The organism is Bacillus salipaludis (assembly GCF_030938565.1).
GTDB classification, from domain to species: domain Bacteria; phylum Bacillota; class Bacilli; order Bacillales; family Cytobacillaceae; genus Neobacillus; species Neobacillus salipaludis_A.
The window spans coordinates 3,034,527-3,061,475 of record NZ_JAVGVR010000001.1; the positions used below are offsets into that span (position 1 = coordinate 3,034,527).

General features: G+C 36.9%; 28 protein-coding genes. 21 read left to right on the forward strand and 7 right to left on the reverse strand.

What is annotated here, in order from left to right; all coding sequences use genetic code 11:
* Positions 1 to 67 precede the first annotated feature (67 nt).
* Positions 68 to 313 carry an ArsR/SmtB family transcription factor gene (locus tag RCG21_RS15040; protein ID WP_308913340.1) on the reverse strand — a complete coding sequence of 82 codons (246 nt, stop codon included), beginning with the start codon at positions 311 to 313 and terminating at the stop codon, positions 68 to 70.
* Between the two features lie 57 nt (positions 314 to 370).
* Positions 371 to 610 (reverse strand): hypothetical protein, encoded by a 240-nt coding sequence (locus tag RCG21_RS15045; RefSeq protein WP_133333285.1) that lies wholly within the window; start codon positions 608 to 610, stop codon positions 371 to 373.
* A 254-nt stretch (positions 611 to 864) separates the two neighbouring features.
* Here RCG21_RS15045 and RCG21_RS15050 point away from each other — a divergent pair, with 254 nt between their 5' ends.
* From RCG21_RS15050 to RCG21_RS15065, 4 genes are all read left to right on the forward strand, one after another.
* Positions 865 to 1,092 (forward strand): hypothetical protein, encoded by a 228-nt coding sequence (locus RCG21_RS15050; RefSeq protein ID WP_165976183.1) that lies wholly within the window; start codon positions 865 to 867, stop codon positions 1,090 to 1,092.
* Positions 1,093 to 1,270: 178 nt separating this feature from the next.
* Entirely contained in the window at positions 1,271 to 3,871 is a 2,601-nt protein-coding gene (ppsA, locus tag RCG21_RS15055) for a phosphoenolpyruvate synthase (RefSeq protein WP_308913341.1), read from the forward strand.
* Between the two features lie 139 nt (positions 3,872 to 4,010).
* On the forward strand, positions 4,011 to 4,577 hold the full coding sequence (locus RCG21_RS15060) for a DUF4256 domain-containing protein (RefSeq protein ID WP_133333283.1): 567 nt from the start codon (positions 4,011 to 4,013) through the stop codon (positions 4,575 to 4,577).
* Positions 4,578 to 4,882: 305 nt separating this feature from the next.
* A complete protein-coding gene (locus RCG21_RS15065; RefSeq protein ID WP_308913342.1) occupies positions 4,883 to 5,692 on the forward strand; it encodes a putative protein N(5)-glutamine methyltransferase in 810 nt (269 codons plus the stop codon).
* A gap of 61 nt (positions 5,693 to 5,753) precedes the next feature.
* On the opposite strand, the gene RCG21_RS15070 is transcribed toward RCG21_RS15065, so the two are convergent.
* Positions 5,754 to 5,978, reverse strand: a complete 225-nt coding sequence (locus RCG21_RS15070) for a hypothetical protein (protein ID WP_133333281.1) — start codon at positions 5,976 to 5,978, stop codon at positions 5,754 to 5,756.
* 610 nt (positions 5,979 to 6,588) lie between these two features.
* On the opposite strand from RCG21_RS15070, the gene RCG21_RS15075 reads away from it, so the two are divergent.
* The 7 genes from RCG21_RS15075 to arsC all read left to right on the forward strand — a co-directional run bounded on the left by RCG21_RS15075 (position 6,589) and on the right by arsC (position 10,691).
* The gene (locus tag RCG21_RS15075) at positions 6,589 to 7,137 is read left to right on the forward strand and encodes a GNAT family N-acetyltransferase (RefSeq protein ID WP_133333280.1); all 549 of its coding nucleotides are present in this window, start codon (positions 6,589 to 6,591) and stop codon (positions 7,135 to 7,137) included.
* 115 nt (positions 7,138 to 7,252) lie between these two features.
* Positions 7,253 to 7,696: an SRPBCC family protein gene (locus tag RCG21_RS15080; protein WP_133333279.1), complete on the forward strand. Its 444-nt coding sequence runs from the start codon at positions 7,253 to 7,255 to the stop codon at positions 7,694 to 7,696.
* Between the two features lie 190 nt (positions 7,697 to 7,886).
* Positions 7,887 to 8,456, forward strand: a complete 570-nt coding sequence (locus tag RCG21_RS15085; RefSeq protein ID WP_308913343.1) for a dihydrofolate reductase family protein — start codon at positions 7,887 to 7,889, stop codon at positions 8,454 to 8,456.
* Between the two features lie 299 nt (positions 8,457 to 8,755).
* Entirely contained in the window at positions 8,756 to 8,959 is a 204-nt protein-coding gene (locus RCG21_RS15090) for a hypothetical protein (RefSeq protein WP_133333277.1), read from the forward strand.
* Positions 8,960 to 9,237: 278 nt separating this feature from the next.
* A complete protein-coding gene (locus RCG21_RS15095; protein ID WP_133333276.1) occupies positions 9,238 to 9,585 on the forward strand; it encodes an ArsR/SmtB family transcription factor in 348 nt (115 codons plus the stop codon).
* A gap of 31 nt (positions 9,586 to 9,616) precedes the next feature.
* Positions 9,617 to 10,258, forward strand: coding sequence for an aquaporin (locus RCG21_RS15100; RefSeq protein ID WP_133333275.1), 642 nt, complete (start codon positions 9,617 to 9,619; stop codon positions 10,256 to 10,258).
* 13 nt (positions 10,259 to 10,271) lie between these two features.
* The gene (gene arsC / locus RCG21_RS15105) at positions 10,272 to 10,691 is read left to right on the forward strand and encodes an arsenate reductase (thioredoxin) (RefSeq protein WP_133333274.1); all 420 of its coding nucleotides are present in this window, start codon (positions 10,272 to 10,274) and stop codon (positions 10,689 to 10,691) included.
* Between the two features lie 405 nt (positions 10,692 to 11,096).
* On the opposite strand, the gene RCG21_RS15110 is transcribed toward arsC, so the two are convergent.
* Both RCG21_RS15110 and RCG21_RS15115 read right to left on the reverse strand, forming a co-directional pair.
* Positions 11,097 to 12,716, reverse strand: coding sequence for a HAMP domain-containing sensor histidine kinase (locus RCG21_RS15110; protein WP_133333273.1), 1,620 nt, complete (start codon positions 12,714 to 12,716; stop codon positions 11,097 to 11,099).
* Positions 12,706 to 13,422 carry a response regulator transcription factor gene (locus tag RCG21_RS15115; RefSeq protein WP_133333272.1) on the reverse strand — a complete coding sequence of 239 codons (717 nt, stop codon included), beginning with the start codon at positions 13,420 to 13,422 and terminating at the stop codon, positions 12,706 to 12,708. Before RCG21_RS15115 ends, RCG21_RS15110 begins: the two co-directional genes overlap by 11 nt.
* Positions 13,423 to 13,603: 181 nt before the next feature.
* On the opposite strand from RCG21_RS15115, the gene RCG21_RS15120 reads away from it, so the two are divergent.
* The 5 genes from RCG21_RS15120 (at position 13,604) to RCG21_RS15140 (ending at position 17,581) form a co-directional block, all read left to right on the forward strand.
* Positions 13,604 to 14,266, forward strand: coding sequence for a phosphatase PAP2 family protein (locus RCG21_RS15120; protein WP_165976181.1), 663 nt, complete (start codon positions 13,604 to 13,606; stop codon positions 14,264 to 14,266).
* 69 nt (positions 14,267 to 14,335) lie between these two features.
* On the forward strand, positions 14,336 to 15,511 hold the full coding sequence (locus RCG21_RS15125) for an MGDG synthase family glycosyltransferase (RefSeq protein ID WP_133333270.1): 1,176 nt from the start codon (positions 14,336 to 14,338) through the stop codon (positions 15,509 to 15,511).
* A 20-nt stretch (positions 15,512 to 15,531) separates the two neighbouring features.
* Complete coding sequence (locus RCG21_RS15130) at positions 15,532 to 16,197, forward strand: TVP38/TMEM64 family protein (protein ID WP_133333269.1); 666 nt, start codon at positions 15,532 to 15,534, stop codon at positions 16,195 to 16,197.
* A 24-nt stretch (positions 16,198 to 16,221) separates the two neighbouring features.
* Positions 16,222 to 16,911 (forward strand): polysaccharide deacetylase family protein, encoded by a 690-nt coding sequence (locus RCG21_RS15135; protein WP_133333268.1) that lies wholly within the window; start codon positions 16,222 to 16,224, stop codon positions 16,909 to 16,911.
* 199 nt (positions 16,912 to 17,110) lie between these two features.
* Positions 17,111 to 17,581 (forward strand): hypothetical protein, encoded by a 471-nt coding sequence (locus RCG21_RS15140; RefSeq protein ID WP_308913344.1) that lies wholly within the window; start codon positions 17,111 to 17,113, stop codon positions 17,579 to 17,581.
* 40 nt (positions 17,582 to 17,621) lie between these two features.
* Here RCG21_RS15140 and RCG21_RS15145 read toward each other — a convergent pair.
* A protein-coding gene (locus tag RCG21_RS15145; RefSeq protein ID WP_308913042.1) for an IS3 family transposase occupies positions 17,622 to 18,952 on the reverse strand; the annotation gives its coding sequence in 2 pieces (ribosomal slippage) (positions 17,622 to 18,580 and positions 18,580 to 18,952; 1,332 coding nt in all).
* Between the two features lie 529 nt (positions 18,953 to 19,481).
* Here RCG21_RS15145 and RCG21_RS15150 point away from each other — a divergent pair.
* From RCG21_RS15150 to RCG21_RS15165, 4 genes are all read left to right on the forward strand, one after another.
* Entirely contained in the window at positions 19,482 to 20,354 is an 873-nt protein-coding gene (locus tag RCG21_RS15150) for a YitT family protein (RefSeq protein ID WP_308913345.1), read from the forward strand.
* A 183-nt stretch (positions 20,355 to 20,537) separates the two neighbouring features.
* On the forward strand, positions 20,538 to 21,926 hold the full coding sequence (locus RCG21_RS15155; protein ID WP_308913346.1) for an aminotransferase-like domain-containing protein: 1,389 nt from the start codon (positions 20,538 to 20,540) through the stop codon (positions 21,924 to 21,926).
* Positions 21,927 to 22,028: 102 nt separating this feature from the next.
* The gene (locus RCG21_RS15160; protein WP_308913347.1) at positions 22,029 to 23,135 is read left to right on the forward strand and encodes a flavin monoamine oxidase family protein; all 1,107 of its coding nucleotides are present in this window, start codon (positions 22,029 to 22,031) and stop codon (positions 23,133 to 23,135) included.
* Positions 23,136 to 23,654: 519 nt separating this feature from the next.
* On the forward strand, positions 23,655 to 24,215 hold the full coding sequence (locus RCG21_RS15165) for a hypothetical protein (RefSeq protein ID WP_133333263.1): 561 nt from the start codon (positions 23,655 to 23,657) through the stop codon (positions 24,213 to 24,215).
* Positions 24,216 to 24,288: 73 nt separating this feature from the next.
* Here RCG21_RS15165 and RCG21_RS15170 read toward each other — a convergent pair whose 3' ends face one another.
* Positions 24,289 to 25,494 (reverse strand): hypothetical protein, encoded by a 1,206-nt coding sequence (locus RCG21_RS15170; RefSeq protein WP_308913348.1) that lies wholly within the window; start codon positions 25,492 to 25,494, stop codon positions 24,289 to 24,291.
* A 465-nt stretch (positions 25,495 to 25,959) separates the two neighbouring features.
* Between RCG21_RS15170 and RCG21_RS15175 the strand changes: the two genes are divergently transcribed.
* Positions 25,960 to 26,946: a quinone oxidoreductase family protein gene (locus RCG21_RS15175; RefSeq protein ID WP_208025321.1), complete on the forward strand. Its 987-nt coding sequence runs from the start codon at positions 25,960 to 25,962 to the stop codon at positions 26,944 to 26,946.
* Positions 26,947 to 26,949 lie beyond the last annotated feature (3 nt).

Sequence of the window (26,949 nt, forward strand, 5' to 3'; positions counted from 1 at the left end):
AAAAAAGAGAACCAATATTGTTAAATAACACAATCTCGGTTCTCTAATAACTAATCGTTTTCTTCCTCTACAAATCTTTTAAGAGCAGAAAGCTTATCCTCCCAAAAATGTTCAAAAAAGACAGCCAATTTTGTATATTAACTAATGGTTCTAGTTTAAGGATATAACGGGTTTCACGTCCTACCTTACGACTTTTTATTAGACCAGAGTCAGATAGTATATGAAGATGCTTATTTACAGCAGTACGGCTTATTGGGAAATATTCAACAACTTCAGCAATTGACATTTCCCTTCCTGCAGGAATTTTTAACATAATACGACGGGTAGGATTTGAAATTGCTTGAAAACATCGTGTTGAGATTGGTTAATCTTATTTATTTCCGAAGTCTCCAGAAAATTGCTTCACAACTGCTTGTACTTCCTCTAATTTATCTGGTTTTAATAGACTAATCATCTTTGGGATAAACTCTTGAATATCTTCTTGGGAAAAAGTGCCTTCAGCTTGTTTCCTGAAGTTTTCTGTTAGTATTTCTTTTGCTTCATCCTCCTTGCCTTCTTGAACCCTATGTAAAATAAAATTTAAAAACATTTCTTGTCCTTGCTTGTCCATTCCTTATGCCTCCTAAAGAAATTAAAATTGTAACACCTTTTGGTTTCATTTTATAATATAACACCCAAGGGTGTTATGTAAAATATATTCTAATTTTTTCCGCATTCGTTTATCATTATTCAATAAACGAGATGCAAGAGTTACAGTTAAACTGTCATTTTGGCAGTTTTTCTTATTGCACTAAAGGAATAGTTAAATAAGAATTTACAGTTAATACAATAATAAAAATATGCAAATATGTTAAAATGTGGTAAATGAGTGGTTGTATAAAAGAAGAAAATAAACTATTTAATGATGTTATAGGCCACTTTAACAAAATAGAAGGAAATGCTTCAAATGTTAGCAAGGATGCTGTAAAAAAGTTACCAAAACCATTAAAGTATTTTGGGTATTTTATGGCTGGCTTATTATTAATATCCATTTTATTAATGATTATTTTAAATTTATTTAATTTGGGGAAAAGAAAGAAAAGGTTTTTATAGGGATGAATTTAAGAAAAGAAAAGTTTAAGTTGATTATTAGAGGAAGGTCTAACTATTTTTTTGTACTCTCCCTAATTTAATTATAACATATAAAACACAGTCAAAATAGCCTGTTTATTCTCATTTACTACTGCTAAAATGCAATAGAACTTTAATTAAATTTGTTGGAGGGGATAGAATGGGTTCATTGGTTCTCGGTTTTCAGCAGATAGAAAAAACACAGCTTTTGCTTGTTGGCGGAAAAGGGTTAAATTTAGGGGAATTATCAAATATTCAAGGTTTACAAGTACCAGAAGGGTTTTGTGTCACAACAGTGGGATTTCAAAAAGCCATCGAACAAAACGAAACGTATCATGCCTTGTTGAATCGACTAACTATGCTAAAAGCAGATGATCGAGATCAAATTGGTGAAATCAGCAAGAACATTCGACAAATCCTTATGGAGGTAGAAATTCCTTCCGACGTTGCGTGTGCAGTTACTGACTATTTATCCCGGTATGGTGATGAACATGCATATGCAGTTCGTTCTAGTGCGACCGCTGAAGATTTACCACATGCCTCTTTTGCCGGTCAACAAGACACCTATTTAAATATCATCGGAAAAGAAGCCATCCTGCAGCATATTAGAAAATGTTGGGCTTCTCTATTTACGGATCGAGCGGTAATCTACCGTATACAAAATAAATTTGACCACAAACAAGTTTATTTATCCGTTATCGTCCAAAGGATGGTTTTCCCAAATGCTTCAGGGATTTTATTTACTGCTGATCCGATTACTTCTAACCGAAAATTGCTATCAATTAATGCCAGTTTTGGGCTTGGAGAAGCACTGGTTTCTGGCTTGGTCTCCCCCGATTGTTATAAAGTACAGGAAAATAAAATCGTCGATAAGATGATATCAACCAAAAAGTTGGCTATCTATGGACGAAAAGAAGGCGGAACAGAGTCCGTGCCGATCGATCCTGATCAGCAAAGGGCACAAACACTTACTGACCAACAAATTGTACAACTGGCACGCATCGGAAGACAAATTGAAGCTTATTTTGGTTGTCCGCAAGATATCGAATGGTGTTTGGTTGATGATACCTTTTATATTGTCCAGAGCCGTCCAGTCACGACTCTTTTTCCCATCCCTGAAGCGAATGATCAAGAAAACCACGTCTTTATATCTGTCGGCCATCAGCAAATGATGACAGACCCTATTAAACCATTGGGATTGTCTTTTTTCCTGCTCACAACTAATGCACCGATGCGGAAAGCTGGTGGAAGGTTATTTGTTGATATCGCACGTCAATTGGCTTCGCCTGCTAGTAGAAACATGTTATTAAATATGATGGGACAACACGATCCACTCATGAAAGACGCCATTATGAACATAATTGAGCGAGGAGATTTTATAAAATTATTACCAAATGAAAATGAAGCACCGAGGTACGTTAGTGGCAATACCGATAGGCTGGCACAAATCGAAAACAATCCAACAATCGTTTCTGATTTGATTAAGAAAAATCAAACATCCATAGAAGGGTTAAAACAAAACATCCAAATGAAATCAGGATCTGACTTATTTGATTTTATTCTAGAAGATATACAGGAATTAAAGAAGATTTTATTTGACCCACAAAGTACAGCAGTATTTATGGCTGCTATGAATGCTTCAACATGGATCAATGAAAAAATGAACGAGTGGTTAGGTGAAAAAAACGCAGCAGACACGGTTTCTCAATCTGTTCCAAACAATATTACTTCGGAAATGGGTCTTGAACTTTTGGATGTCGCAGATGTGATTCGTCCCTATCCAGAAGTAATTGATTATTTACAACATGTAAAAGATGATAACTTTTTGGATGACCTGGTTAAGGTTGATGGTGGACAGGAAACAAGAGGCGCATTAATAGCTTATCTCACCAAATACGGAATGCGATGTGCCGGAGAAATCGATATTACCAGAAGTCGTTGGAGCGAAAAACCAACTACACTTGTCCCCTTGATTCTCGGTAACATCAAAAATTTTGAGCCGAATGCTGGCAAGCGCAAATTCGAGCAAGGGCTTCGTGTTGCTTTGGAAAAGGAAAAAGAGTTATTAGACCGATTGAAACAATTACCGGATGGTGAACAAAAGGCCAAAGAAACAAAACGAATGATTGACCTAATCCGAAATTTCATCGGATATCGTGAATATCCAAAATACGGTATGATTCATCGCTACTTCGTTTATAAGCAGGCTTTACTGAAAGAAGCCGAACAACTCGTGCAAGCGGGCGTTATTCATGAAAAGGAAGATATCTACTATCTCACTTTTGAAGAACTTTGCGAAGTCGTACGCACAAATAAACTGGATTACTTGATCATCAGCAAACGAAAAGACGAGTACAGATTATATGAAAAACTGGCTCTCCCGCGTGTGATCACGTCTGATGGTGAAATTATTGCAGGAAAATATAAACGAGAAAATCTACCTGCCGAAGCGATTGCAGGTCTACCTGTTTCTTCCGGAGTGATAGAGGGGAGAGCACGTGTCATCTTAAACATTGAAGATGCTGATCTAGAAGATGGAGATATATTAGTCACCTCCTTTACTGACCCTAGCTGGACACCATTGTTTGTATCCATAAAAGGCTTAGTCACTGAGGTTGGTGGACTGATGACACATGGTGCAGTGATTGCTCGGGAATATGGCTTACCAGCCGTGGTCGGAGTAGAAAATGCTACCAAACTGATAAAAGACGGGCAACGGATTCGCGTGCATGGGACAGAAGGATTTATTGAATTATTGTAATTTAGGAAGCCTTTTTTATGAACAAGTGGGTAACCTTTATCCAAGAAGGATAAAAGCTACTTTTTGTTGAACTTTATTGAAGTAGCCGATCAATTAGTCCAAAACCATTATGAATAAATACAACAAGGGGGATAGGAATATGACAAATAGAAATAAGGAGTTGCCACTAGAAGAACGTGAAGAACTACTTCGCGCATTGAAAACCCGTTTTGAGAAAAACATGAACCGCCATATTGATCTTGAATGGGCTAAAGTCCAAGTAAAGCTAGAAGCTAATACTGAAAAACTGTGGTCGCTCAATGAAATGGAAAGAACTGGCGGTGAACCAGATGTTTTTGGTTATGATAGAAAGACGGACGAATTTGTTTTTTATGACTGTTCAGCGGAAAGTCCAATAGGTCGAAGAAATGTTTGTTACGACCGTGAAGCGCTGGAGTCAAGGAAAAAACATAAACCAGAAAATAACGCGATTGATATGGCTGCTGACATGGGCATTGAAATTTTAACGGAAGAACAATACCGCGAGTTACAGAAACTTGGAAATTTCGATACGAAAACATCAAGTTGGGTAAAAACACCTGCTAATATAAGAAAACTCAAAGGGGCTATCTTTTGTGATCGCCGCTACGACACTGTCTTTGTTTACCACAATGGGGCAGAATCATACTATGCTGCCAGGGGCTTCCGTGGCTCGCTAAGGGTCTGAATTTTGCATAGACAAGCAAAATTGAATTTAAGAACAGATTACCTGAGCATAAATCCTATTGGATTAGATAACTAATGTTAGCCTACATATACTTAAGCTAATGGCAAATATTGTTTAAGATATCGGTTGTCATTTAGGCAGCCGATTTTATTTTTATATGGACTCATATTCTTTATACAGCAGTGATAGGATGTGGTTTTGTTGATTTAATGAGATTTTGGAGAGGGATATTTCTCTTAGCTCTAGCATAAAGTTGATAAAAAAACTTTGAATTGTAAAAAGTGGTGAGATAAATAGGACAGAAAATGACTTTCTTTTTAGATAGGAAAATAGAAAAAGGCATAATCGATAGACTACGGAGTGAAGGTTGTATTTTTGCTGAAGAAGAAACACAGTTACTGATCTCAGAAGCTAGCAGTATAGAAGATTTAATGAAAATGGTAGAAATACGTGCCAGTGGGTTACCACTTGAATACGTACTTGGATTTACAACGTTTTGCGGCCTACGGATATTAGTAGAACGGGGAGTTTTTGTACCGCGCCAACGTACAGGGTTTTTGGTCCAGCAAGCAGAAGCATTAACCCGTATCGGTAATATTGTTGTTGATTTATGTTGCGGGTCGGGTGCTGTCGGTGCTGCAATCGCAACCGACTTACCTGAAATTTTATTATACTCCGTTGATATCGATCCAGTCGCAGTTCATTGTGCCTCCCGAAACATAGCAGACCTTGGAGGAAACGTTTATGAAGGGGACTTGTACAATGCATTGCCCCGTTCATTGAGAGGTCGTGTGAACATAATTGTGGCTAACGTTCCATATGTTCCTACTGATGCAATAAAGTTGCTCCCTCAGGAGGCACGCTTATATGAACCAAAAGTGGCACTTGACGGAGGAAAGGACGGATTAGACCTCCAGCGTAAGGTAGCGGAAGAGGCTCCTCACTGGCTTGCTCCTGGAGGACATCTTTTGGTAGAGACGAGCAAAAGGCAAGCAGCTAAAAGCTTTGAAATCTTTACTAATGCTGGACTAATGGCCAAAATAGTGAGGGATGAAGAATTAGATGCAACAGTTGTTATAGGAACAAATTCAGACGAAGGGGTAACTACAAAATAAGACCCCTGTTCAAATAACGGGTGCGCTTAAAAATTCAAAACCTCACTATTTTAATAGGTATTTATTTGACCAATATCTTTTCACTAACAATCCGTACATATCGAACTAAAGTTGAATTGATCATATAATTACCATGTTCATTGTTCACAATAAAGTATTTGTTATGATCCATATTTTCAATTATTTCTCGTTCAACATCTTCTTTTTTCACATCTAATTCTTTTATCAATTTTTCGGTTATTATTTCATGATCAAGCGTATAGCAAACTGTAAATTCCTTCAACATTAATTTTCCTTTCTATTATCATGATGATGACAAAGCGTCATCTTTTAAAAAAGTACATTTATAAAATTCATATATGTTAAGAGATTAGTTATTATTTAGTTTTGCCATTCAAAGACCTTACACATGAAACTACAATCCATAGTGAAATAATAATGGATAGTATACCTGCAATTTCATTACTTACCCGATGCTTCTGATTTAAAAAAATTTCGTACGTACCATAGACAAAACCTAAACAAATTAATAGTATGTCATGTATAGAAATCTTCATTTCTTTACTCCTTTACCCGAATGAAAGAGGAAAGTAAATTCCTTTCAGGATTTCATGTAACAATTATGTAACATTAATGTAATAATTGATATAGTTTTGATGAAGTTTTTTAAAATAGATTCTAAAGAATCATTTTTTAACAAATTTTGTTATTGTATAGTTCGAAAGTAATGGTTATGTGTTGATGGTATCGTTAGTTGGGTGTATGCTGAAAATGATTTTACTTTATCATTCTCAAAGTTATAAGTATAATAGGATTCCGCTTCAATTGATTCGGACAAAAGACTCAAATACAATCTGATAATATATGATTTATTTAAATATGAATGGAGTGTATTTATGGTTATTAACGAGAAAAAATTCAATGTGAAAGAGTTAACCTACACGATTAGATCTGCGTTTAAAAGTGATGCTAAAAACGTATCAGAATTAAGATTGCAGATTGATGGAGAAACTGAAAATATGGACAGAGAAAAAGGAGAGGCGTTCATTGATCAAGATGGTTTTGAAAAAATAATTGAAACGGATACAATCCATCCTAAAAACTTATTTCTTGTTGCAGAGATGGATGGGAGATTAGTAGGGTATTCACGTTGTGAAGGTAATGATTTAAAAAGATTTGTTCATAAAGTGGAATTTGGATTAGGAGTATTGAAGGGTTTCTGGGGATATGGGATTGGGAAGAATCTCATGAAAGAAACGATATCTTGGGCTGATGAGAACCAAATTAAAAAAATTGTCCTATATGGTGTTCTGGAAACGAATGAAAAAGCGATTGAACTGTACAAAAAACTTGGTTTTGAAATCGAAGGTTTAATGAAAAAAGATCGAATCCTTTCTGATGGAAAATACTATAACACGTATATTATGGGAAGATTTCAAGAATAATTCCAAATCTAACGAGTGCTTCATATATACATTTTTAGATTTTCGCCTGTCATTTGGCAGCGGTTTTTTTGCAACCAAACAAGGTTATTGTAAAAATGACTCTGGATAGAACCTAATGTTAGGTGTGGATACTAAAAATAAAGGGGGAGATTCAGTTATGTCAGTTATGAATGCAAAAACGTTGGGAATATCAATTAGGTGTCAACCTAAAGTGGTTTATGAGTACATAACAAATCCTGAAAACCTTTCAGAATGGGCAACAACATTTTCTTTTTCAGTCAAAAAGTCCGAGCGCGGTGAATGGATTGTAGAAACTCCAGAAGGCGAAATGAAAATCAAATATGTTGATAGGAATGAATTTGGAGTGGCCGACCATTATGTAATCACACCACAAGGGCAAAAAATATATAATCCAATGAGAGTGTTCCCAAACAACACCGGATGTGAAGTGATTTTTACTATATTCCAGGTTTCTGGAATGTCTGATTTTAAGTTTTTAGAAGATGCAAAGATGGTTGAACGAGATTTAAAAAGCTTAAAAAATGTGATGGAAGCGTAAATTAAAATCATTTACTGATCAAATGAGGCCTTTATTTCAACAGGAGTAAAGTCTTTTTCGTATGCAGCTACCGAGGTCAGTTTATTTTTGTTCTATGAGCTCTGTTGTTAAAGGTAATTGATATTTGATACCTATCATTATTCAACGGGACAGAAGAATCAAAATCTGAAGGATAAAAGGATGTATAGTTATGACAAATAACGTAAAACAGAGAAGAATAATTTTAGATTTAGCAGTTACTTTAGATGGTTTTATTGAAGGGAAAAATGGTGAAGTTGATTGGTGCATTATGGACCCTGATATGGGGTTTACTGATTTCTTAAATCAAATTGATACTATTTTATATGGTAGAAAAAGCTACGATTTATGGGGACAATATGTTCCGAAAAATGAAGACTCTGATACCGACAAAGAAATTTGGAAATTGGTTCATAGTAAAAAGAAATATGTTTTTTCCAGAACACAAAACGAGACTGATGATCAAGCAATATTTATAAATGATAATATTCTTGAAGAAGTAAATAAATTGAAGAAAAAGGCTGATAAAGATATCTGGCTATATGGTGGAGCAAGTCTCATTACAAATTTTATAAATTTGGGGCTTGTTGACGAATTTAGATTATCTATTCACCCTGTTGTTTTGGGAGAAGGAAAACCGTTGTTTATTGATTTGAAACAGAGGATAAATTTAAAAATGGTTAAAACAAGAACATTCTCCTCTGGCGTTGTGCAAATAATCTATCATTGGAATGCTGACTAAAAAATCTTTCACTCCAAGGTAATACTCAACAGTAGTTTTACCTATTGAACTTAAGGGGAATCCATAAATAATGGGTTCCTCTTAATATTATGGGTTTATCATCATTAAATTTTAACAGAGCCGATCTATTAAATGTTGTAGGATTTAGTTTACCCCAAATTTTGTTAATTACCCCAAAACTGCATTTATATATCATCCAAAATCTGTTAAAATATTACTAATAAAGGGAGATTAGCAGAATGGTTTTGGGTTTGGATATCATTTTGTAGAGATCCAATATCCAAAGGAGGGAAAGAATTGTGTTTTGGATAATGGTTGTTCTATTAATCGTCTTAATAATAATATTTGAAGAGGCAGCCAGCTATTTTTGGAAGCAATATTTATATGGACCCACTAATAAAAGTCAAAAAAAATGGAAGAAATGGATGATGAAGGCTTTAACTATTATAAGGAAAAAACCGCAAATAGAAATACGTGAAATGAAGAAAGAAAAGAGTTCATAAGCATTGGAAAAGCAGACAGGATAAAAGGTTCTAACCTAGAAATACCTCAAAAGTAAACCCTAGTGTGCGATAAAATACTTATTTTGGACAAAGTCTAATCCAAAATACTTGTTCAATTTCATTTATCGTAGATGATGGGGGGCTGTGTTCAGAAGGATTGCTGCGGCGATCTTTTTTTTTACAATAACTTTACAATAATCTACTTGAACCGAGAAAATAAGTGATTTAATATATAAGCAGTTAGTTATATGTTTATATGTGAAAAATGAGGTGCAATAATGTTAAAATCCACCGTCGATATAGACCAAGCTGCTAATGTTTTTAAACTTTTAGGTGATAAAACGCGATTAACCATTGTTGGCATTTTAAAACAACGTGAATGTTGCGTTTGTGAACTGCTCGAAATCTTTGACACGAGTCAGCCGTCCATTAGCCAACATCTTCGCAAATTAAAAGATGCAGGACTCCTTAAAGAAGAAAGAAGAGGTCAATGGGTTTATTATTCCTTGAATCATCAAAGTGGTTTTTATGAACTGATTGATGAAATTTTAAAGCATGTGCCGGAACAAGCTGAAAAAATTAAACAAATTGAAAAAAGCAACCCTACGATTCGTTGTGGTTGCTAAGCAATTACATCATCAAGGAGATTAGTACAGCATGAAAAAAAAGTTAATCAGCGAATTTTTAGGTACCTATTTTTTGGTTTTTGCTGGAACGGGTGCCGTTGTAATCGACGACATTACGAAGAGCTTAACCCATGTCGGTGTAGCCCTAACATTTGGACTTGTTGTCATGGCATTAATTTTTGCTTTTGGGCACCTTTCTGGTGCTCACTTTAATCCAGCGGTTACGATTGCATTTTTAATTCATGGGGATATAAATAAGCGGGAAGCAATTAATTATATCATCATTCAAATCATTGCAGGGATCGCTGCAAGCGCAACGTTGTTAGGTTTATTTGGTAATGTCGCAACACTCGGCACCACATTACCAAGAGGTTCATGGGAACAATCATTTATTTTGGAATTGATCCTTACATTTTTCTTGATGATGGTTATATTCGGTTCAGCTGTTCATGGTAAAGCTGTCAAATCCTTTGCAGGAATTGCGATAGGTGCAACAGTCGGGTTAGAGGCCATGTTTGCAGGACCGATTTGTGGTGCATCCATGAACCCTGCTAGATCCATTGGTCCTGCACTTGTATCAGGAACAACACAGCATTTATGGGTGTATATTGTCGCAACCATTTTAGGTGCTAGTATCGCGGCAGGTATTTATAAACAACTACACGAAAAATAAAGGAGAATACATCATGACTAAAAAAACAATCTATTTTCTTTGTACTGGGAACTCTTGCCGCAGTCAAATGGCAGAAGGTTGGGCTAAAAAACTTTTAGGTGATGAATGGGAAGTTAAAAGTGCTGGACTCGAAGCACACGGATTGAATCCTAATGCCGTAAGAGCAATGAATGAATCTGGGATCGATATTTCTAAACAAACATCCGATGTAATCGACCCGAAAATTCTAAATCATGCTGATTTAGTTGTGACATTGTGTGGACATGCAGCAGATCACTGTCCTGTAACTCCTCCGCACGTTAAACGAGTACACTGGGGATTCGATGATCCTGCAAAAGCAGAGGGAACAGAAGAAGAAAAATGGGCATTCTTCCAACGTGTCCGTGATGAAATAAGAGGCCGTATTAAACGTTTTGCTGAAACGGGAGAATAATAATAATCATTAACCCAAATATGAAAACAGAAGGAGGAAATGAACATGAAAATCACTAACGAAGCTCGTGATGAATTTAAAAGAATGTTCGAAGAAGAGAATACCAAGTGCATTCGTATCTTTTTTGACGGCTTTGGCTGAGGACAGCCAAGGATTGGACTGGCTCTGGATGAGCCAGAAGCAGATGATATAATCGTTATGATAAATGATATAAAAGTAGCAATCGACCCTATCATAGAACCGAATACAGAAAACCTAATTCTTGATCGAAGCGGAAATGGAAGAGGGATTTCGATGATCGGTAATACGGGAAGATGCTGTTAAAAAAGACCTTTTCAGGTCTTTTTTCATTTTTCCAATTGCTAATCAGGTTAACCTCTGATGAGCCAATTGATTATATCGTTTTTAGTATTTCGGATCCATACTATAATCCTCATTTATCGGTAAACGTATCAATAGGTGAATGACTTGATTTTTATAATCAACATGTATGGTTCCGTGATGTAATTCAATTATGCTTTTGGTTATGGCTAACCCTAATCCCGCCCCGGATTTATTGGATGACCGAGAAGCATCCACTCGATAAAAACGATCAAATAATCTCGTTACCTCTTCTTCAGAGAGGGATTCACATGGATTTGAAACAGAAATTTGCACAAATTTTTTGTTTTTAACCATGTAAACATGAATGTTTCCAGGGGGTGTACTATATTTAATAGCATTCGTAAGCACGTTTTCCAAGGCACGAACCATTTGATTCGGGTCGACCTCCATCAGGATGGGTTCTTTCGGAAGTTCGTTCATAAACACCACATGATGATCTTTCGCGATTGGATCCAGTTCATCCATTAGCTGCCGCAGCATTTGATTTAGGCTGACTTTTTCCTTTTTGAGTTGTACACCCTCATAATTTAAGCGGGTAAAATCGAATAAATCCTCTACTAATTTTTTTAATTGCTCCGATTTTCCGTATGCAATATCTACGTATTCGTCTAGTTGAGTTTGATTCTTGTATTGATGATCTTTCACTAGTCTTAAATAGCCCATTACAGAAGTTAACGGGGTGCGTAAATCATGGGAGACATTGGTGATCAGTTCATCCTTTAATTTTTCCGTTTGCCTTTGCCTTTCAATCATTTCGTTCAATTCCGAAGCCATGTAATTGATATTGGTTGCAAGAGACCCTAATTCATCAGTGCTTTTCTCGCGAATCCGATAGTGTAAATTTCCTTTTGCTATTTCCATTAAACCTAATGCAATCTCCTCAATTTCTTTCATTTTCCGTTTGGTTATTAAATAGAAACAGAGAATAAACGTAATAAGTCCAATAAGATAGGGTGTAACTCCTGGTTCTTCCACGTATAAAGTTTTTGATTTAGGGACGCCACTGACCATTAAATAGTTTTTACCCCCATTTAGGGTGATGGGGTAGATTCTTGTAACTGTTGGATGTTCCTCATGCTCTTTTTCAACAAAAGCCTTTTGGGCCTTCTCCATAATATCTTGAAGATCTACCTGCGTATTCTCCATGCCTCCCGATTGATAAAGGACATTCCCATCTAAATTGGTAATCGCTGTAGTGAGATTATTTTTTTGTTTTGGTATGCGTATTAAATAGAGAATCAATTCGTTCTTGGTTAAATGATAGGCAGAATTCTTGCCATTCGGAACGGATAACCATACCTCATTTCCTTTTGAGGATGGGAGAGGGCGGTTAAGAAACTTATTTTTAAATACAGGATCTTCGTCTCCCAATTCATTAACAAGCCCGTTTGTATCATCATTCATTTGCTTAAATTGTCTGACCATATTTCGAGCACTTTCATCAATCGTTACAATTCCTTCTGTAAAATCAAGCCTTCGATCTTTATTCACAAAGAAGGGGCTTGAAGCAAAACCGACAATGAGTGAAACAAGAATACAAAATGCAAACGCGATGATCACTTGAATTCGTATGCTTGACTTCACTGGGTAAATCAGTTTATCCCAGTAGCTTCCTTTTAGAAGAGGTTTCTTATTGTTCAATTTTATAGCCTACTCCCCAAACCGTTTTTATATAGCGAGGTGTTCGTGGGTTATTCTCAAGTTTCTCACGCAAATTACGAATATGAACCATTACCGTGTTTTCTGATTCATAAAATGGTTCATTCCATACCTGTTCATAGATTTTTTCCGTACTAAACACAACACCGACATTCCGCGCCAAAAGTTCTAAAATCGCAAATTCCCTTGGTGTTAACTTTACTTCTCTACCTTCGACTGTAACCTCGTGTGTCGAAATGTTAATGGTAAGCTCATCGATGGTAATCACATCCATCTGACCAGTTGGATTGATCTGACGATTTTCATCCGTTTGATTTAAACGAAGGTAACGGCGAAGCTGCGATTTGATTCTTGCCACTAATTCCAAAGGCTGAAACGGTTTTGTGACATAATCATCTGCACCGGTTGTTAACCCCATGATCTTATCCATGTCCTGCGATTTTGCAGATAACATAATAATAGGAACATTTCGTCTTTCTCTAATTTTCATACAGGCTTGAATTCCATCTAAACGAGGCATCATGATGTCTAAAACCACCAAATGAACCGTTTCCTTTTCAAGGTATTCTAAACCCTCAATCCCATCGGCTGCTTTTAATACGTTATATCCCTCATTCGTAAGATAAATCCCGATTAAATCTCTTATTTCTTTTTCATCATCAATAATTAGAATGGTTTCTTGTGACATATAAACCTCTCCTTTCTAATGCCTAAATTTTACACTAATCCTCTTAAGAAAAAACAATAGAATTTCTGAAGATTTTCTGAAATTCTTCATTAACTTTTAAGAAAATCTTAAGAAAGAACGGCATTTTTCCTTAAGAAGTTTTTTGTACGATATATACATGCAGACGAGGAGGTATTCGGAAATGCATGAAAAATGGAAAACAGTTGGTATGCTTTGTTTTTTGCTCAGTATACCAGCGATGATGTTGGTTTATCCATCCTTGAATACACCCGCTCGCGGTGTTCATTCGCTTGTAACGAATTTAGACCAAGCCATTCCTGTTGTGAAATGGTTTGTACTTCCTTATGTTGCCTGGGTTGGTTATATAACGATGACGTTGATTTACTTTTGTTTCAAGGATCGTACACTAGCATTTAAAACGGTTCTTGTTTTTGACCTTGGATTATTGGTTTGTTTTCTTATTTATTATTTTTATCAAACGGTGGGGCCTGTACGCCCTGTGATCAGTGGTCATGATGTTCTATCGCGAATATTGCAGTATGTGTATCAAATTGATCAACCATACAATAGCTTTCCAAGCATTCATGTCATGAGCAGTTATTTAATGATGCGGGCCATTCGGAATTGCTCGTGGAAAAACAAGTGGATTCAATGGGTCATGGGGGGGTTCTCTATCTCGATTATCCTTGCCACCTTGTTTATTAAACAGCATTTGATTATAGATGTTGCAGCAGCCATATTCTTGGTTGAGGTTTTATTTAAAATGGTAGAACTCGGTTTTAGCTGGTTATTCGTACCAAAACAAAAAGTAAAAGCTGTTGCAAAGAAGTCTTTTTCAGTATAGCCAGGATGACTTAAGATGACCCGCTAACGGGGCATTTGAAATAGATACATTTTAAAGGAGTGGAGATCCATGAAGGCAATCAATAAAGAAAAAATTTTAATTCTTACTGGGAATTATGGAGATGGCCATATTCAAGTTGCTCAGGCTTTAAATGAAGCGATACAGATTCGATTTCCATCCTTAGAACCTGTGGTATTTGATTTTATGGAATGGGTTCATCCTTATTCCAATCAGGTCAGTCGTTATCTTTATCTTCAAGGAGTGAAAAAATTCCCGCAGGTGTATGGATACTTTTATCAAAAAACACGGAGAATGAACACTTTTTCTAAAGTGATGAAGACAATTTTCTCAACAGGAATTGGACGAATGGTTAAATTGATCGAGGAGGTGCAGCCAGCTGTTGTTGTCAGTACGTTTCCTTTGGCAGCTGCTGTGATGTCCAAGGTGAAATCCTATGGGTTAACAAATATCCCTACTGTCACAACCATTACGGATCATACCGATCATAGTTGCTGGATTTATCCTCATACTGATCAATATATAGTCGGTTCAAAGGTAGTTCGCGATTCTTTGATTCAATTAGGCGTAGAAAAGAATCGAATCGCCGATATCGGGATTCCAATTCGCCAGCAATTTTCTCAATCCTTTAAGCGGGAAGAAATTCTTAAGAAACATGGTCTAGATCCGCTATTGCCAACCGTTTTAGTGATGGGGGGCGGTTGTGGCTTGATTGGCGAAGGAAGTTCCACGTTTCAGGAGTTTGATGCATTGCCACAGCCAATTCAATTAATCATTGTTTGTGGACATAATGAAAAACTCCGTATGGAATTAAAGGAGAAGCTAAAGGATTCCAAACACCGCATCCATCTCACTGGTTATATCGATTACGTTCACGAGTTAATGGCGATCTCCGATGTAATGATTACCAAACCGGGCGGAGTCACTACTTTTGAAGCGATTGCCATGGAATTGCCGATGCTTCTTCATAAACCGATTCCTGGACAAGAACAGGATAACGCTAAATTTTTAGTTTGTTCAGGGGTGGCGATTCAGGCTGAAACGGAAAGTGATCTAACGGATCAATTATCCACATTACTGAGCAATGCCGAACTTCTTCAACAAATGAGAGAGAATTCGAAACAATTCCATCCAAAAGAATCAGCGTTTGCATCCGTTGAAATTATTATGGATACAAAAGAGACATATAATCGTTTGCAAACCCTTATGTATTCTTTCGGTTTATAAGCAAATAGGAAGGTGGGAAAATGGAAAATAGTATGTTTTTGTCGCTAAAGTTAAAAAAACCAACAGCCCGCACTCTTTCCATAGGAAGTTTGATGATTTTCTTATTGCTTACGGGAATTTATTTATACTTTGTTCATACGGGAGCGGCAAAAGGATGGCTTGAATCCATTCGTCAGCTTGGTGTTTTCGGTATTGTGTTTGGGATTATGATTCAAAGTGTGGTGAATGTCATTCCGGCACCAGGCGAATTTGTTTCTCTTTTTCTAATTGAAATCTATGGTCCTGTTGCCGGTGGATTCTATTCTTTCATTGGCGGAGTCATAGGGGCCGTCCTTGCGTATCATTTGTCAGATTGGATTGCTCGTCCAATCATTGAACCAATGGCTAAGCCATATCTGGAAAAAATCGATCGCTGGCTAAAAAAGCAGGGAGATATTGGTCTTTTGATCATCCGTTTTGTCCCATTGGTTCCCTACCATTTCATCAACTATGCGGCCGGGATATTGCGCGTAAACAAAATGGCGTTTATTTGGACAACCGCCTTAGGGATCCTGCCTTATACCATCACGATTAGCAGCATATTTGCAGGATTTCGTTATGGAAAATTCCTACCGTTTATCATTGGCGGCGGACTCTTTATTTTGTCTTCTATTTTAAGCATCGTCTTCCGGAGAAAAATGGATTAAATCTTTGAAAGGGGAAGGTCAGATATGGTTATGATGATTTTAGTTTTATTATTGGTCCTTGTATTCTACTGGCTAGTTCCTTATTTTCTTACTGCCGGTTTAGGGATCGGGGTTTTAAAACGAAAGGATTCTTCTACAAAAATTGCTTTTACTTTTGATGACGGTCCCAATCGGATTTTCACCCCGCAACTTTTGGACCTGTTAAAAGCAAATAATATAAAAGCTACATTTTTTGTTGTTGGTTCTAAGGCGGAAAAATACCCGGAGTTAATCGAAAGAATGCATAAAGAGGGACATTTAATCGGAATCCATAATTACGTGCACAAATCGAACTGGGTCATGAGCCCATGGAAGATTCGACAGGATCTCGAGAAGAGTGCTTTGATTATTGAAAAAATCACCGGTGAACGTCCTATCTATTATCGTCCGCCATGGGGGTTAATGAACTTATTTGATTTTTTCCTTATGAAAAACTATAAGATCATTCACTGGTCGGTCATGGCGGAAGATTGGAAAAGTAGAGGCGGCAGTGAAAAGGTGAAAAACATTCTGTTACAGAAGATAAAACATGGTGATGTCATTCTTCTGCATGATTGCGGGGAAACTCTTGGGGCGGATGCACATGCTCCAATGAACACCATCCTTGCATTAAAAGATGTCCTGAAAGAACTTTCTAGACGAGGAATGGCTTGTGTCAGAATCGATGAATTGTAGAACTAACGGGTGCGAGAGTTAAAGATGAAGATCGCTGCGGTGGTCTTATTTTTCTTGTTCTACTAAAGGGGAAGGATGGTTCAAGAAGAAAGAACACCCGAGTGCACATAACTTCTATCGGGAATGCACTAAAAAATATCTTTTTGGCAACCCTATTCTAAAAAAACACGGGGTGATTGCTATTAAGAAAGTAACGTTAATGGTAGTTTCGGTATTTTTCCTTATTGTTGGAAATGTATCTGCTTCTAACATCAAAAAGTTAGAAAAACCTAAAATTATGTCAGTCGGAAAAGAAATAGAAGTGAAGGACCAAGCTACAAAGATGTTTATATATGACACAATGCAGGTATGGATACATCATAGCTTAGTGGATTATTATCATAATAAATATCATGCAGACTCCATAAGTTGGGGGGAGCCCAAACTAGAAGGAATACGGATTTGGATAAGGCGGCTTGGACCAAGTGGGAACGACGGAATATACACCCATCTTATAAAAATCTCTTTACAACGGGATGAATTGATTATTAATGAAAAGAAAAAAATAAAAACAGAAGATACATTTACTTATGCAGTTAATGCAGACTTATTATCACTTTATCGTGATTCTGGTAAGTCTGAAAAGGAATTGAAATTAATCAATTCTTATCATAAAGTGCGACCTCAATAGTAAAATGTACCCTTTGTAAAGGACATTTTGAAAAAAGGGATTAAGCAACCTGAAGAAGATGATTTCTGTATTGTACAGGGGTCATCTTTTTTAGGTTCCATTGATATCTGGTATGGTTATAGTGGCGGATATACTTGTCTATTTCACATTGAAGCTCCTCGAACGTCTTACACGCTTTTATGTTTACCTCGTCTTTCAGATGACCAAAGAATGATTCGATTGGGGCGTTATCCCAACAGTTCCCTCTCCTAGACATAGACTGACGTAACCTTAGTTTCCGAACGAGTTTTTGGAAATCGGGATGGGTATAATGTGTCCCTTGATCAGAGTGGATAAGAGCATTTTCAGCCTTCTTAAAGTTTCGATTCTTCTTTAATTTGAGTAAGGTGTTAGTGGCCAAATCCATGGTGATGCGATTAGAAAGATAGTGCGCCAATACTTCCCCGGTAGACCCGTCTTTAACCACAGACAGGTACGCTCTTTGTCCACTATGGTAGTTTAGGTATGTGATGTCCGTGAGCAGTACTTTACCTGGTGCATCTTGTTTGAATTGACGGTTTAATAGGTTAGGAACCACTCTGTGTTCCTGAGTGGCTTTCATCATTCTTCGGTATGGATTTGCTTTCCTGATTGGGCAGACAATATCATATTTTTTCATGATTCTACGGATCTTCTTCAAATTGAAGACACACTGAAATTGGCCCGCCAATGTCATTTTAATTTGACGTGCCCCTTTCATTTTACCTTTAAAGTGAAAGGCCCTTAATATCAACGCTTTTGATTCTTCATCCTTTGCATCTTGCCGTTTTCTCTGTTCTACGGACTTCTGAGAGAAATAATTATAATACCCGCTTCGTGAAACATTAGCTGCCTCACAAAGGAAACTCACCATGTGCTTCAAGTTGTATTTCTCAATGACGTACCGAATGAGGATATATTTTTGACTAGCAGGGAGTTTTACTTCACCAGCCCCCTTTCTAGCATGCGGATCTTTTTTAGGAGTTCATTCTCTGCCTTTAAGAGATTCATTTGAGCTTCTAACCTGGCATATTTCTCCTCAAGGGATAACTCCGTTACACGTGGTCTACCAGAACTTTCTTTCCTAGTGTCATTAAGTCCCAATACCCCAGCCTTCTTAAAGGCATTCCTCCAACGTTCTGAAGCTGATTTAATTCTTTGTATCCCGATAATATCAACGTCAAACCCTGCTTCTTCAAATATTTGTCTCGAGAATTTCCCCTTATTGAACTCTGAGATAAAGTGTTGCTTAAACTCATCAGAGTATGTAATTCCTTTTGAACTAACAGATTGTATATATGGATTCTTAGATAGTATAGCGATTTCTTTCTCTGTAAAAGTCTTTTTACTCATGATTTCTCCGTCTCCAGTATGTCTCTAGTTGTGTTATTAAATTATATAAAAAAAGTACCCTATAGAAAGCACTTTTTTTAAGTGTCTACTCTATAGGGTACATTTTATAGCTGGTTGCACTTTTATTTATTAGGCCCTGTTATGATTCATTGTTGATTACCATATAGGTATGAGAATTCATAGGCGGAAAAATTCCGGCTAATGTATATAAGAAGCTTAACAGTTTAGTTAAATAAGGATGAATTATTAATCAAAAAAGGTTGAAACCATTTTGTGAGAAGTTTCGTAATATAGGAAGTTAATTATAAGGAGGAGTGTTAAAAATAATGAAAAGATTAATTAGCATTGTTATTACTCGTTCCGTTTTATTTGGTTTAAGTTATGGCATCACTTATTACACCCACGCAAAACCCTACGAGTATGGAACAACACAATCAGCGTGAAACTAAGGCTAAATCTGACTGCAAAAATTCAAGCCATCGGGTTTATGGTATGCTTAAATAACAAAATATAGGAAGAGAGGAATTATATGAGTTTAATACAAAAGCAAAAGACTAATAAACTAAGAATGATTTTACGAGGATTATTAGTCATTATTGGGGGATTTATAGCTGCATATGGGCTAGAAACAGTATTAATCCCTAACAACGTATCAGATGGAGGAGTTACCGGTTTAAGTATTGTTGGTTCTGAACTATTCGAGTTACCATTAGGAGCCCTGATTGCGATCATAAATATTCCATTTATCTGGTTAGGGTATAAACAAATCGGAAAGACTTTTGCCTTTTTTTCGATCATCGGAATTATTTCACTATCTATAGGTACAATTTTATTTCACCATACGCCGGCTATTATACAAGGGGATACATTGTTAATCACCGTTGTTGGGGGTATTATCCTTGGTTTTGGAATGGGATTAGCCTTGCGTAATGGCGGTGCATTAGATGGAATTGATATGCTTGCCGTATTACTATCCCGAAAATTACCATTTGGAACAAGCGATTTTATTCTTTTCTTAAACGTATTTGTGTTTATGGTCGTTTCAACCGTATTCGGTCTACAAGGAGCAATTCTTTCGGCAATTGCTTACTATATTGCTTCTAAGGTGATTCACATTGTAGAAGAAGGCTTGAGCGGCTCAAAAACCTTTAAAATTATTACAACTCAACCAGGATTAATAGTGGAGACTATACGTGACCGCTTAGGACGAAGTGCAACGTTTAATGAGGTTTATGGTGGCTTTTCTCACGATAAGTTTATAGAAGTTACCTGTGTGATTAATCGTTTAGAAGAGACCAAATTAAAGGAAATTATTAGTGAAATTGACTCAAAATCTTTTGTCACAGTTTATGACGTAGCAGAAGTGAAGGGCGGTAATTTCAGAAAGAATAATATTCATTAAATAAGAATTTGTGAATCATTGCACGTGAAATTTTCTTGACGATAAGTACTTTTTGATCTAGAATCTCAATTTCCCCAGTAAAAAATAGAAGTTTTGCAAAGAAAGGCTACACTGTTATTCACTACATAGAATTTTATTTAAAAACGGTATAATCATATAATTGTGTGAAAAAGGATGCGTATCATGCCCATTAATTCTTTTGAAAACTTCCCGATGAGCTGGAAGCCATCGATTGATAAAACTGAAAAGCCTATTTATCAAGCACTAGCAGGGCAATTGGAACAGGATATAGAAAACGGAGTTTTATTGCCTGGAACAAAACTTCCTCCACAGCGAGAACTGGCTGATTTTTTGGATTTAAATCTGAGTACCATTTCAAAGGCATTTAAAGTCTGTGAGTTAAAGGGATTGTTAAGTGCATCAGTTGGAAGTGGCACATTTGTATCATATGATGCGTTATCCAATGCGTATTTACTTGAAGATACAAAGCCCAAGCATTTAATTGAAATGGGCGCAACACTACCGGATAATGCATCTTACGAGCCACTGCTGCTCCAATTAAAGACTATGGTGCAAGAGACAGATTATGAAAAATGGTTTGGTTATGGTCGAGCAGGCGAAAGCCTATGGCAAAAGGATGCTGCTATAAAGCTAATCCGAAGAGGTGGGTTTGAAACAACTGTTGAACACATTTTATTTGCCAATGGGGGTCAAAATGCGATTGCAGCTACACTGGCAAGTCCTTGTAAGCCTGGAGATCGGATTGGTGTTGACCATCATACCTATCCTGGCTTAAAGACAGTTGCAGCAATGCTTAGTGTACAAATAGTACCGATAAAATCAGAAAACTATGAAATGAGTCCAACGTCCTTTGAAGATGCCTGTAAAAATGATAATATTAAAGGCATTTACTTAATCCCAGATTATCATAATCCGACAGCTTCCATTATGTCTGTTGAGAATCGAAAAAAGATTGCAGCGATAGCCAAAAAATATAATCAGTTCATTATTGAAGATGCATCGTACCATCTTCTGGGCAAGCAACCCCTTCCAGCAGTCGCATCATTTGCACCTGAACAGGTGATCTATATCGCAAGTTTATCTAAATCATTAGCCCCTGGGTTACGACTATCCTATGTAGCAGCGCCGAGTCAATTCAAGGAACCAATTTCAAAGGCACTTTATAATTTAAACATAACCGTTTCACCGTTATTAGCAGAACTTACAGCACGTACAATCTTATCGAATCAATTTGAAGTCTTAATTGAGGGGCATCGGGAACAAACAATGCGGAGAAACCAAGCCGTAAATCGCTATTTGGCAGACTATACGTGTCTAGGTGATGAAACAGGCATCTTTCGTTGGTTGCTGTTACCTGGCAAAATGACAGGTGCAGAATTTGAAACGTTAGCTGCAAAGCAAGGAGTACAAGTTTATGCGGCTGAACGTTTTGTGGTTGGAAATAGTTCTCCAGAAAGGGCTGTAAGGATATCTGTCTGTGCACCGAAAACGCTTGGAGAGCTTGAGCAAGGATTAAAGATACTTAAAAATTTACTAAACGAGTTTTCTTAATATTCTTTGCCATACAATTTTAACATTGTATGGTTTTTTTGTGCATGTTATGATGATTCAAAATAGTAGACAACATATACACAGTCATAAGGAGAACAAAATATGAACAATCCTGTAATCATCGTTGGTGCGGGTTTAAGTGGACTACGTGCTGCATCATTACTTACTGAACAAGGCATTAAATGTAGAGTCCTAGAGGCTAGAGATCGAATTGGTGGTAGGATTTTGAGTTCGTCTGTTCCAGACAGTCCTGACCTAGGTAGATTTGACCTTGGCCCGACGTGGTTTTGGCCTCAGTATGAGAGTCATATTGCTAATCTTGTAAAAGAGCTTAATTTAGAAACTTTCGAACAATATAAGGATGGCGAAATACTAATAGAACGATTCCAAATCAAGCCACCAGAACGCTGTGTGCTGAAAGAAAATTCTGACGAAAAATGGGTCCGATTGACTGGAGGCGTGCAGTCTCTTATTGAGGCTCTAGCAGAGACATTTCCTTCAGAAATAGTTGAGCTAGAAACGCGAGTTAAAAAAATTCAACTGAATGAAGCTGGTGATATCACGGTTGAAGCAGAGCTTTCTGATGGAAAGAGAAAAAAATTTCCTGCAGATGCTGTTATTCTGGCATTGCCACCTCGTCTTGTGGGGCAACATATTGAATTTTCGCCTTCCCTTCCTCCCAATCTTATTACTGACATTGTACAAAAACCTACGTGGATGGCGGGACAGGCAAAGGTAGTTGCAGTCTATGACCGTCCCTTCTGGAGAGAATTAGGACTTTCTGGATATGTATTGAGTGCAGTTGGTCCTTTAGAAGAAATATATGATGCCTCTCCAATTAAAGGCTCTGGTGCATTATTTGGTTTCTTCGGAATGCCTCCAGAAGCACGTAAAAAAATGGGGCAAGATAAAGTTTTAAAATTGGTTGGTGACCAGTTAGTTAAGCTCTTTGGAAGTGAAGCTAAAAACTCTAAGGCTATTTTTTATAAAGATTGGTCTAGCGATTCTGAAACGACTGTTGAGGAAGACTACAGTCCTCTTAAGAATTACCAAAGCTATGGTCAACCACCAGTAGAAGGTGTATGGGAAAAGAAAATTATTTTTGCTGGTACAGAGACGAATTCACAATGTAGTGGTCATCTTGAAGGTGCCCTTCAGTCAGCTGAACAGGCAGTTTTTAAAGTCACTAATTTAAATAGCAAGTCTTAATGACACGATTAATGGGTAACTTATGTTAAAGCCAACAGACAATGAACAACTAAAAAAGTGAAAAATTCTTATGATTACAGCATCATTCAATTTCTTATAAATTTATTAATAGGCTGTGTTAAAGGACATGTTGATTTGAAAAACGTTGATTGGAGCGGAAGGTGCGAGACTCCTGCGGGAGCAGCGGGACAGGTGAGACCCCACAGGCGCTTAAGCGCCGAGGAGGCTCACCGCCCGCCCCGCGGAAAGCGAGCATCCTGGAGCGGAAATCAACAACCAAGTTTACCAGAGCTATTAAATAAACAGGCAGCAACGCCCTTTCTTATACTTACTACAAATTTCTCCACTACACTATTGTGAAATATTATACTTAAAGGAACGGTTGTATTACTTAAATATCAGGCTGCCATTTTGGTGGCTTTTTTTATTCGAACAATAGGGATATTGGAAGAAAAATGCTTGAAACTTATATTCATTTAAAACGTCTATAAGGTTAAATAAGTAAAAAGGGGTGGAGTTATGTCAAAAAATAATGACAAAGTAAAATCCTTTTTTATTTGTTTAATGTTGATAATGTCAGGGTTCTTAATTGCTGCTTGCTCTCAAAAAGAAGAGGAAGATCAGCATAAGACAGCAATAAAAAATGTTATTGAACACCTTTTCACGGGTCCAGATGAGAAGTTTATTGAGCTAATGTGGAATCCTAAATATAGGACTGTTGTGAATAATAAAGAAGAGAACCCGGAGTTAGATAAGTATATAGCAGAGGTATACGGACCATACATGACAGATTATTATCTCAATCCTTTCCTATCTACAATTGGTTCTCAATATGCAACTTTTGCTCACGATAATGGATATAAGTTAAGTCTCAAGCATATTACGATTAATCAGAGTGAGAATCATTCAAATCGTTATACCTTCATAGCAAAAGTTGGTTATCAGAAAAATGACGATGAAGAAAAAACTGCAAATGTAGAAGGGGAGGTCATCTTCTCTTCAAAAGAAGAAGGAAAAATCGAGGGATTTCAAAGCATAAATGACAATGGCTTGGCGGATAATTTAAGAACGAGCAATTGAACAATTAAACAGCAAAAACATAAAGAACCTAATTAATAAAAAAAGGAACCGCGATTTGCGGTTCCTAAGATTTTTATTTATTTACCTTGTTAATGATACTAAGCGAATGACTAAGTGCAGATTTGCTCTTGCTGGCATCCGGGTTTGATGAACGAACCGATGCTAATACAACGTCAATTGTTCCATCAATTTTAGTCCATGTTGTGCCATCTATTTTTCTAAGCTTAGCTTCTGATGTATCCCATTGATGTTCCAAATTGTCTGCACTCTTTTTCGCAGAAGTAAAGTTATCTTTGTTTACATCATTTTGAATATCGCTTTCAATTTTAATAAAATCTGTTAATTGTCCAGCTAATGTCGTTTGTGAAGCAGTGGATTGTGATGCTAGGTCATTGCTACGCCATACATAGCCGCCTACACCAACAACTAAGAAAATACATAGTGCTACAATGGTTTGTACCAAAACATTTTTCTTACTTCCAAATGTTTGCTTTGTTTTGGTGGTTTCACTTTTAGCCGTTATATCAATTTTTGAAACAGCAAGAAAAATGATAATCGCAAAAATAGCGATAAGAAAAATGACACTTGTAACGGTTGTCCCCAAGCCTAATCCGCCATTAACTTTCGGTTGTGAAAGATAGTCTCCTAAGGATGCCCCAAGTGGGCGAGTAAGAATATACGCAATCCAAAAAGCTAATACCCCATCAAGTTTCAAAAACTTCCAAGCTAAAAATACACAAGCAATGATAATAATGACTGTTATTCCTGTGTTTAGATATCCAAAACCGAGTTGTTCGGAATATAAGTCGCCAACTGCTGTTCCAAGTGCAAATGTGAAAAGAATGGTAAGCCAATAGAAAACTTCTCTTTTTTTTGTAAAAATCGAGTGGATCGAAAGTGTTTTTTCACTAAGATACCAAAAAAGAAAAGTTAATCCTAGTAGCACCGAGAAAACGGCAGTACTAAGCTCAAGTGGGACTCCCATTCCGTCTGTCAAATTATCCGTTACCAACGTACCAAATACGCTAATTAGAACAACCGTTAACCAATAAATGCTAGCAACATATTTCGTTGTTCTGAATTGAAGATATAATACAATGAAAAACGCTATTCCCAATATTATGGTAGTATTAGCTAAACCCAATCCAAGGTTGAAATTGAGGAAATCAGCGAATGTTTCACCGACTGTTGTGCATAAAACTTTGATGATCCAGAAGAAAATCGTAACTTCTGGTACCTTGCTAAGTAATATTTTCAATTTATTTTGATCTGTTTGCATATACAATTTCCTTTCTCTAAAGTGGTTTCCCGCAATTTATTTGCATTTAAGATGTTGCTTGTCCCTACTATATTAGAAAAAGGGAGGCTATTTATTAAAATCGGATTAATATTATCTGAAGTGTCAATTAAGTGTAGAAGGCATTTTCTTAATGTACATATGAATCAGAAGTGTTGGAGAAAGGAAAATAATCATACAAACAGAGATGGAAAGAACGAGAAGGATATAGTGGAAGTTCTAGTGCGCTTTTCATGTTAAGTTAATATGAAATACATTGTTATGTTTCAAAGCATACTAATAGGAAAGCTTTGTTTAAGGTGGTAATGGAGTAGCTGAGGCATATAAAGTGGTAAAACTAACCCATATTTCGAAGAGACAGATTTGGGAACAAAAAAGATTAAGGGGGAATAGTACTTGCATTTAATAATGGACTAATATTTAATAAAAATGGTTTGCAAAAGTTCAATGAAAAGAGGTTACAAAAATTTGAAAGCACTCGTTTTTAATACATATGGCGGTCCGGAAGTACTGGAATATCATGAAATAATGGATCCTATCATCGGCCCGGATCAAATACTTGTAAGAATGAAAGCAATTGGTCTAAACTTTGCCGACATTTATAGGAGGAAAGGAAATTATCATCTTGCTGGGAAGCCTCCATATATTTTAGGTTATGAAGGTGCAGGAATTGTAGAAAAGGTAGGAGCAGAAGTGCAAGGCATAAGCTTAGGAGACCGGATTGCATTTGCAGATGTTCCGTTTGCCAATGCAGAGCTAGTAGCTGTTCCATATGAAAAATTGATACCTCTGCCGGAATTAGTTTCATTTGAGCAGGCTGCATCTATACTACTTCAAGGGCTAACTGCACATTATCTTACAAGTGACAGTTATGCTGTAAAAAATAACGATGTTATCTTAGTACACGCAGCAGCCGGAGGTGTCGGGCAGCTACTGGTTCAAATTGTAAAGCTTCTTGGTGGTAGGGTAATCGGTTTAACATCTTCCCTGGAAAAAGTAGAAGTAATAAAAAAAGCTGGTGCGGATTTCGTTGCTCTGTATAAGGATGACTGGAAACAGAAAGTACTGGAGGTAACGAACGGCAAAGGGGTGGATATTGTTTATGAGTCGGTAGGTTCTACACTCATGGACAGCTTTGCTGTAACTCGCATCGGGGGTACAGTTGTATTTTATGGTATGTCAGGTGGAGATCCTGTTCCAGTTGATCCTCGTATGCTGATGGATGCATCAAAAACCCTGACTGGGGGAGACCTTTGGAATGTTCTCACTTCTATGGAAGAACGAATTACTCGATCAAACGAGCTATTCAGATGGATAGAAGAAGGAAAATTAAAAGTATCAGAACCTACAACATTTGCGTTGAAAGAAGGACAAGAGGCGCACCGATATCTAGAAAGCCGGAAAAGTACGGGTAAGATTTTATTAATTCCATAAGGA

Bases quoted from the DNA above. Each gene is read 5' to 3' on its own strand.
- RCG21_RS15040 (WP_308913340.1), bottom strand. From the start codon at position 313: ATGTTAAAAATTCCTGCAGGAAGGGAAATGTCAATTGCTGAAGTTGTT.
- RCG21_RS15045 (WP_133333285.1), bottom strand. From the start codon at position 610: ATGGACAAGCAAGGACAAGAAATGTTTTTAAATTTTATTTTACATAGG.
- RCG21_RS15050 (WP_165976183.1), top strand. From the start codon at position 865: ATGAGTGGTTGTATAAAAGAAGAAAATAAACTATTTAATGATGTTATA.
- ppsA (WP_308913341.1), top strand. From the start codon at position 1,271: ATGGGTTCATTGGTTCTCGGTTTTCAGCAGATAGAAAAAACACAGCTT.
- RCG21_RS15060 (WP_133333283.1), top strand. From the start codon at position 4,011: ATGACAAATAGAAATAAGGAGTTGCCACTAGAAGAACGTGAAGAACTA.
- RCG21_RS15065 (WP_308913342.1), top strand. From the start codon at position 4,883: ATGACTTTCTTTTTAGATAGGAAAATAGAAAAAGGCATAATCGATAGA.
- RCG21_RS15070 (WP_133333281.1), bottom strand. From the start codon at position 5,978: ATGTTGAAGGAATTTACAGTTTGCTATACGCTTGATCATGAAATAATA.
- RCG21_RS15075 (WP_133333280.1), top strand. From the start codon at position 6,589: ATGGTTATTAACGAGAAAAAATTCAATGTGAAAGAGTTAACCTACACG.
- RCG21_RS15080 (WP_133333279.1), top strand. From the start codon at position 7,253: ATGTTAGGTGTGGATACTAAAAATAAAGGGGGAGATTCAGTTATGTCA.
- RCG21_RS15085 (WP_308913343.1), top strand. From the start codon at position 7,887: ATGACAAATAACGTAAAACAGAGAAGAATAATTTTAGATTTAGCAGTT.
- RCG21_RS15095 (WP_133333276.1), top strand. From the start codon at position 9,238: ATGTTAAAATCCACCGTCGATATAGACCAAGCTGCTAATGTTTTTAAA.
- RCG21_RS15100 (WP_133333275.1), top strand. From the start codon at position 9,617: ATGAAAAAAAAGTTAATCAGCGAATTTTTAGGTACCTATTTTTTGGTT.
- arsC (WP_133333274.1), top strand. From the start codon at position 10,272: ATGACTAAAAAAACAATCTATTTTCTTTGTACTGGGAACTCTTGCCGC.
- RCG21_RS15115 (WP_133333272.1), bottom strand. From the start codon at position 13,422: ATGTCACAAGAAACCATTCTAATTATTGATGATGAAAAAGAAATAAGA.
- RCG21_RS15120 (WP_165976181.1), top strand. From the start codon at position 13,604: ATGCATGAAAAATGGAAAACAGTTGGTATGCTTTGTTTTTTGCTCAGT.
- RCG21_RS15125 (WP_133333270.1), top strand. From the start codon at position 14,336: ATGAAGGCAATCAATAAAGAAAAAATTTTAATTCTTACTGGGAATTAT.
- RCG21_RS15130 (WP_133333269.1), top strand. From the start codon at position 15,532: ATGGAAAATAGTATGTTTTTGTCGCTAAAGTTAAAAAAACCAACAGCC.
- RCG21_RS15135 (WP_133333268.1), top strand. From the start codon at position 16,222: ATGGTTATGATGATTTTAGTTTTATTATTGGTCCTTGTATTCTACTGG.
- RCG21_RS15140 (WP_308913344.1), top strand. From the start codon at position 17,111: ATGGTAGTTTCGGTATTTTTCCTTATTGTTGGAAATGTATCTGCTTCT.
- RCG21_RS15150 (WP_308913345.1), top strand. From the start codon at position 19,482: ATGAGTTTAATACAAAAGCAAAAGACTAATAAACTAAGAATGATTTTA.
- RCG21_RS15155 (WP_308913346.1), top strand. From the start codon at position 20,538: ATGCCCATTAATTCTTTTGAAAACTTCCCGATGAGCTGGAAGCCATCG.
- RCG21_RS15160 (WP_308913347.1), top strand. From the start codon at position 22,029: ATGAACAATCCTGTAATCATCGTTGGTGCGGGTTTAAGTGGACTACGT.
- RCG21_RS15165 (WP_133333263.1), top strand. From the start codon at position 23,655: ATGTCAAAAAATAATGACAAAGTAAAATCCTTTTTTATTTGTTTAATG.
- RCG21_RS15170 (WP_308913348.1), bottom strand. From the start codon at position 25,494: ATGCAAACAGATCAAAATAAATTGAAAATATTACTTAGCAAGGTACCA.
- RCG21_RS15175 (WP_208025321.1), top strand. From the start codon at position 25,960: ATGAAAAGAGGTTACAAAAATTTGAAAGCACTCGTTTTTAATACATAT.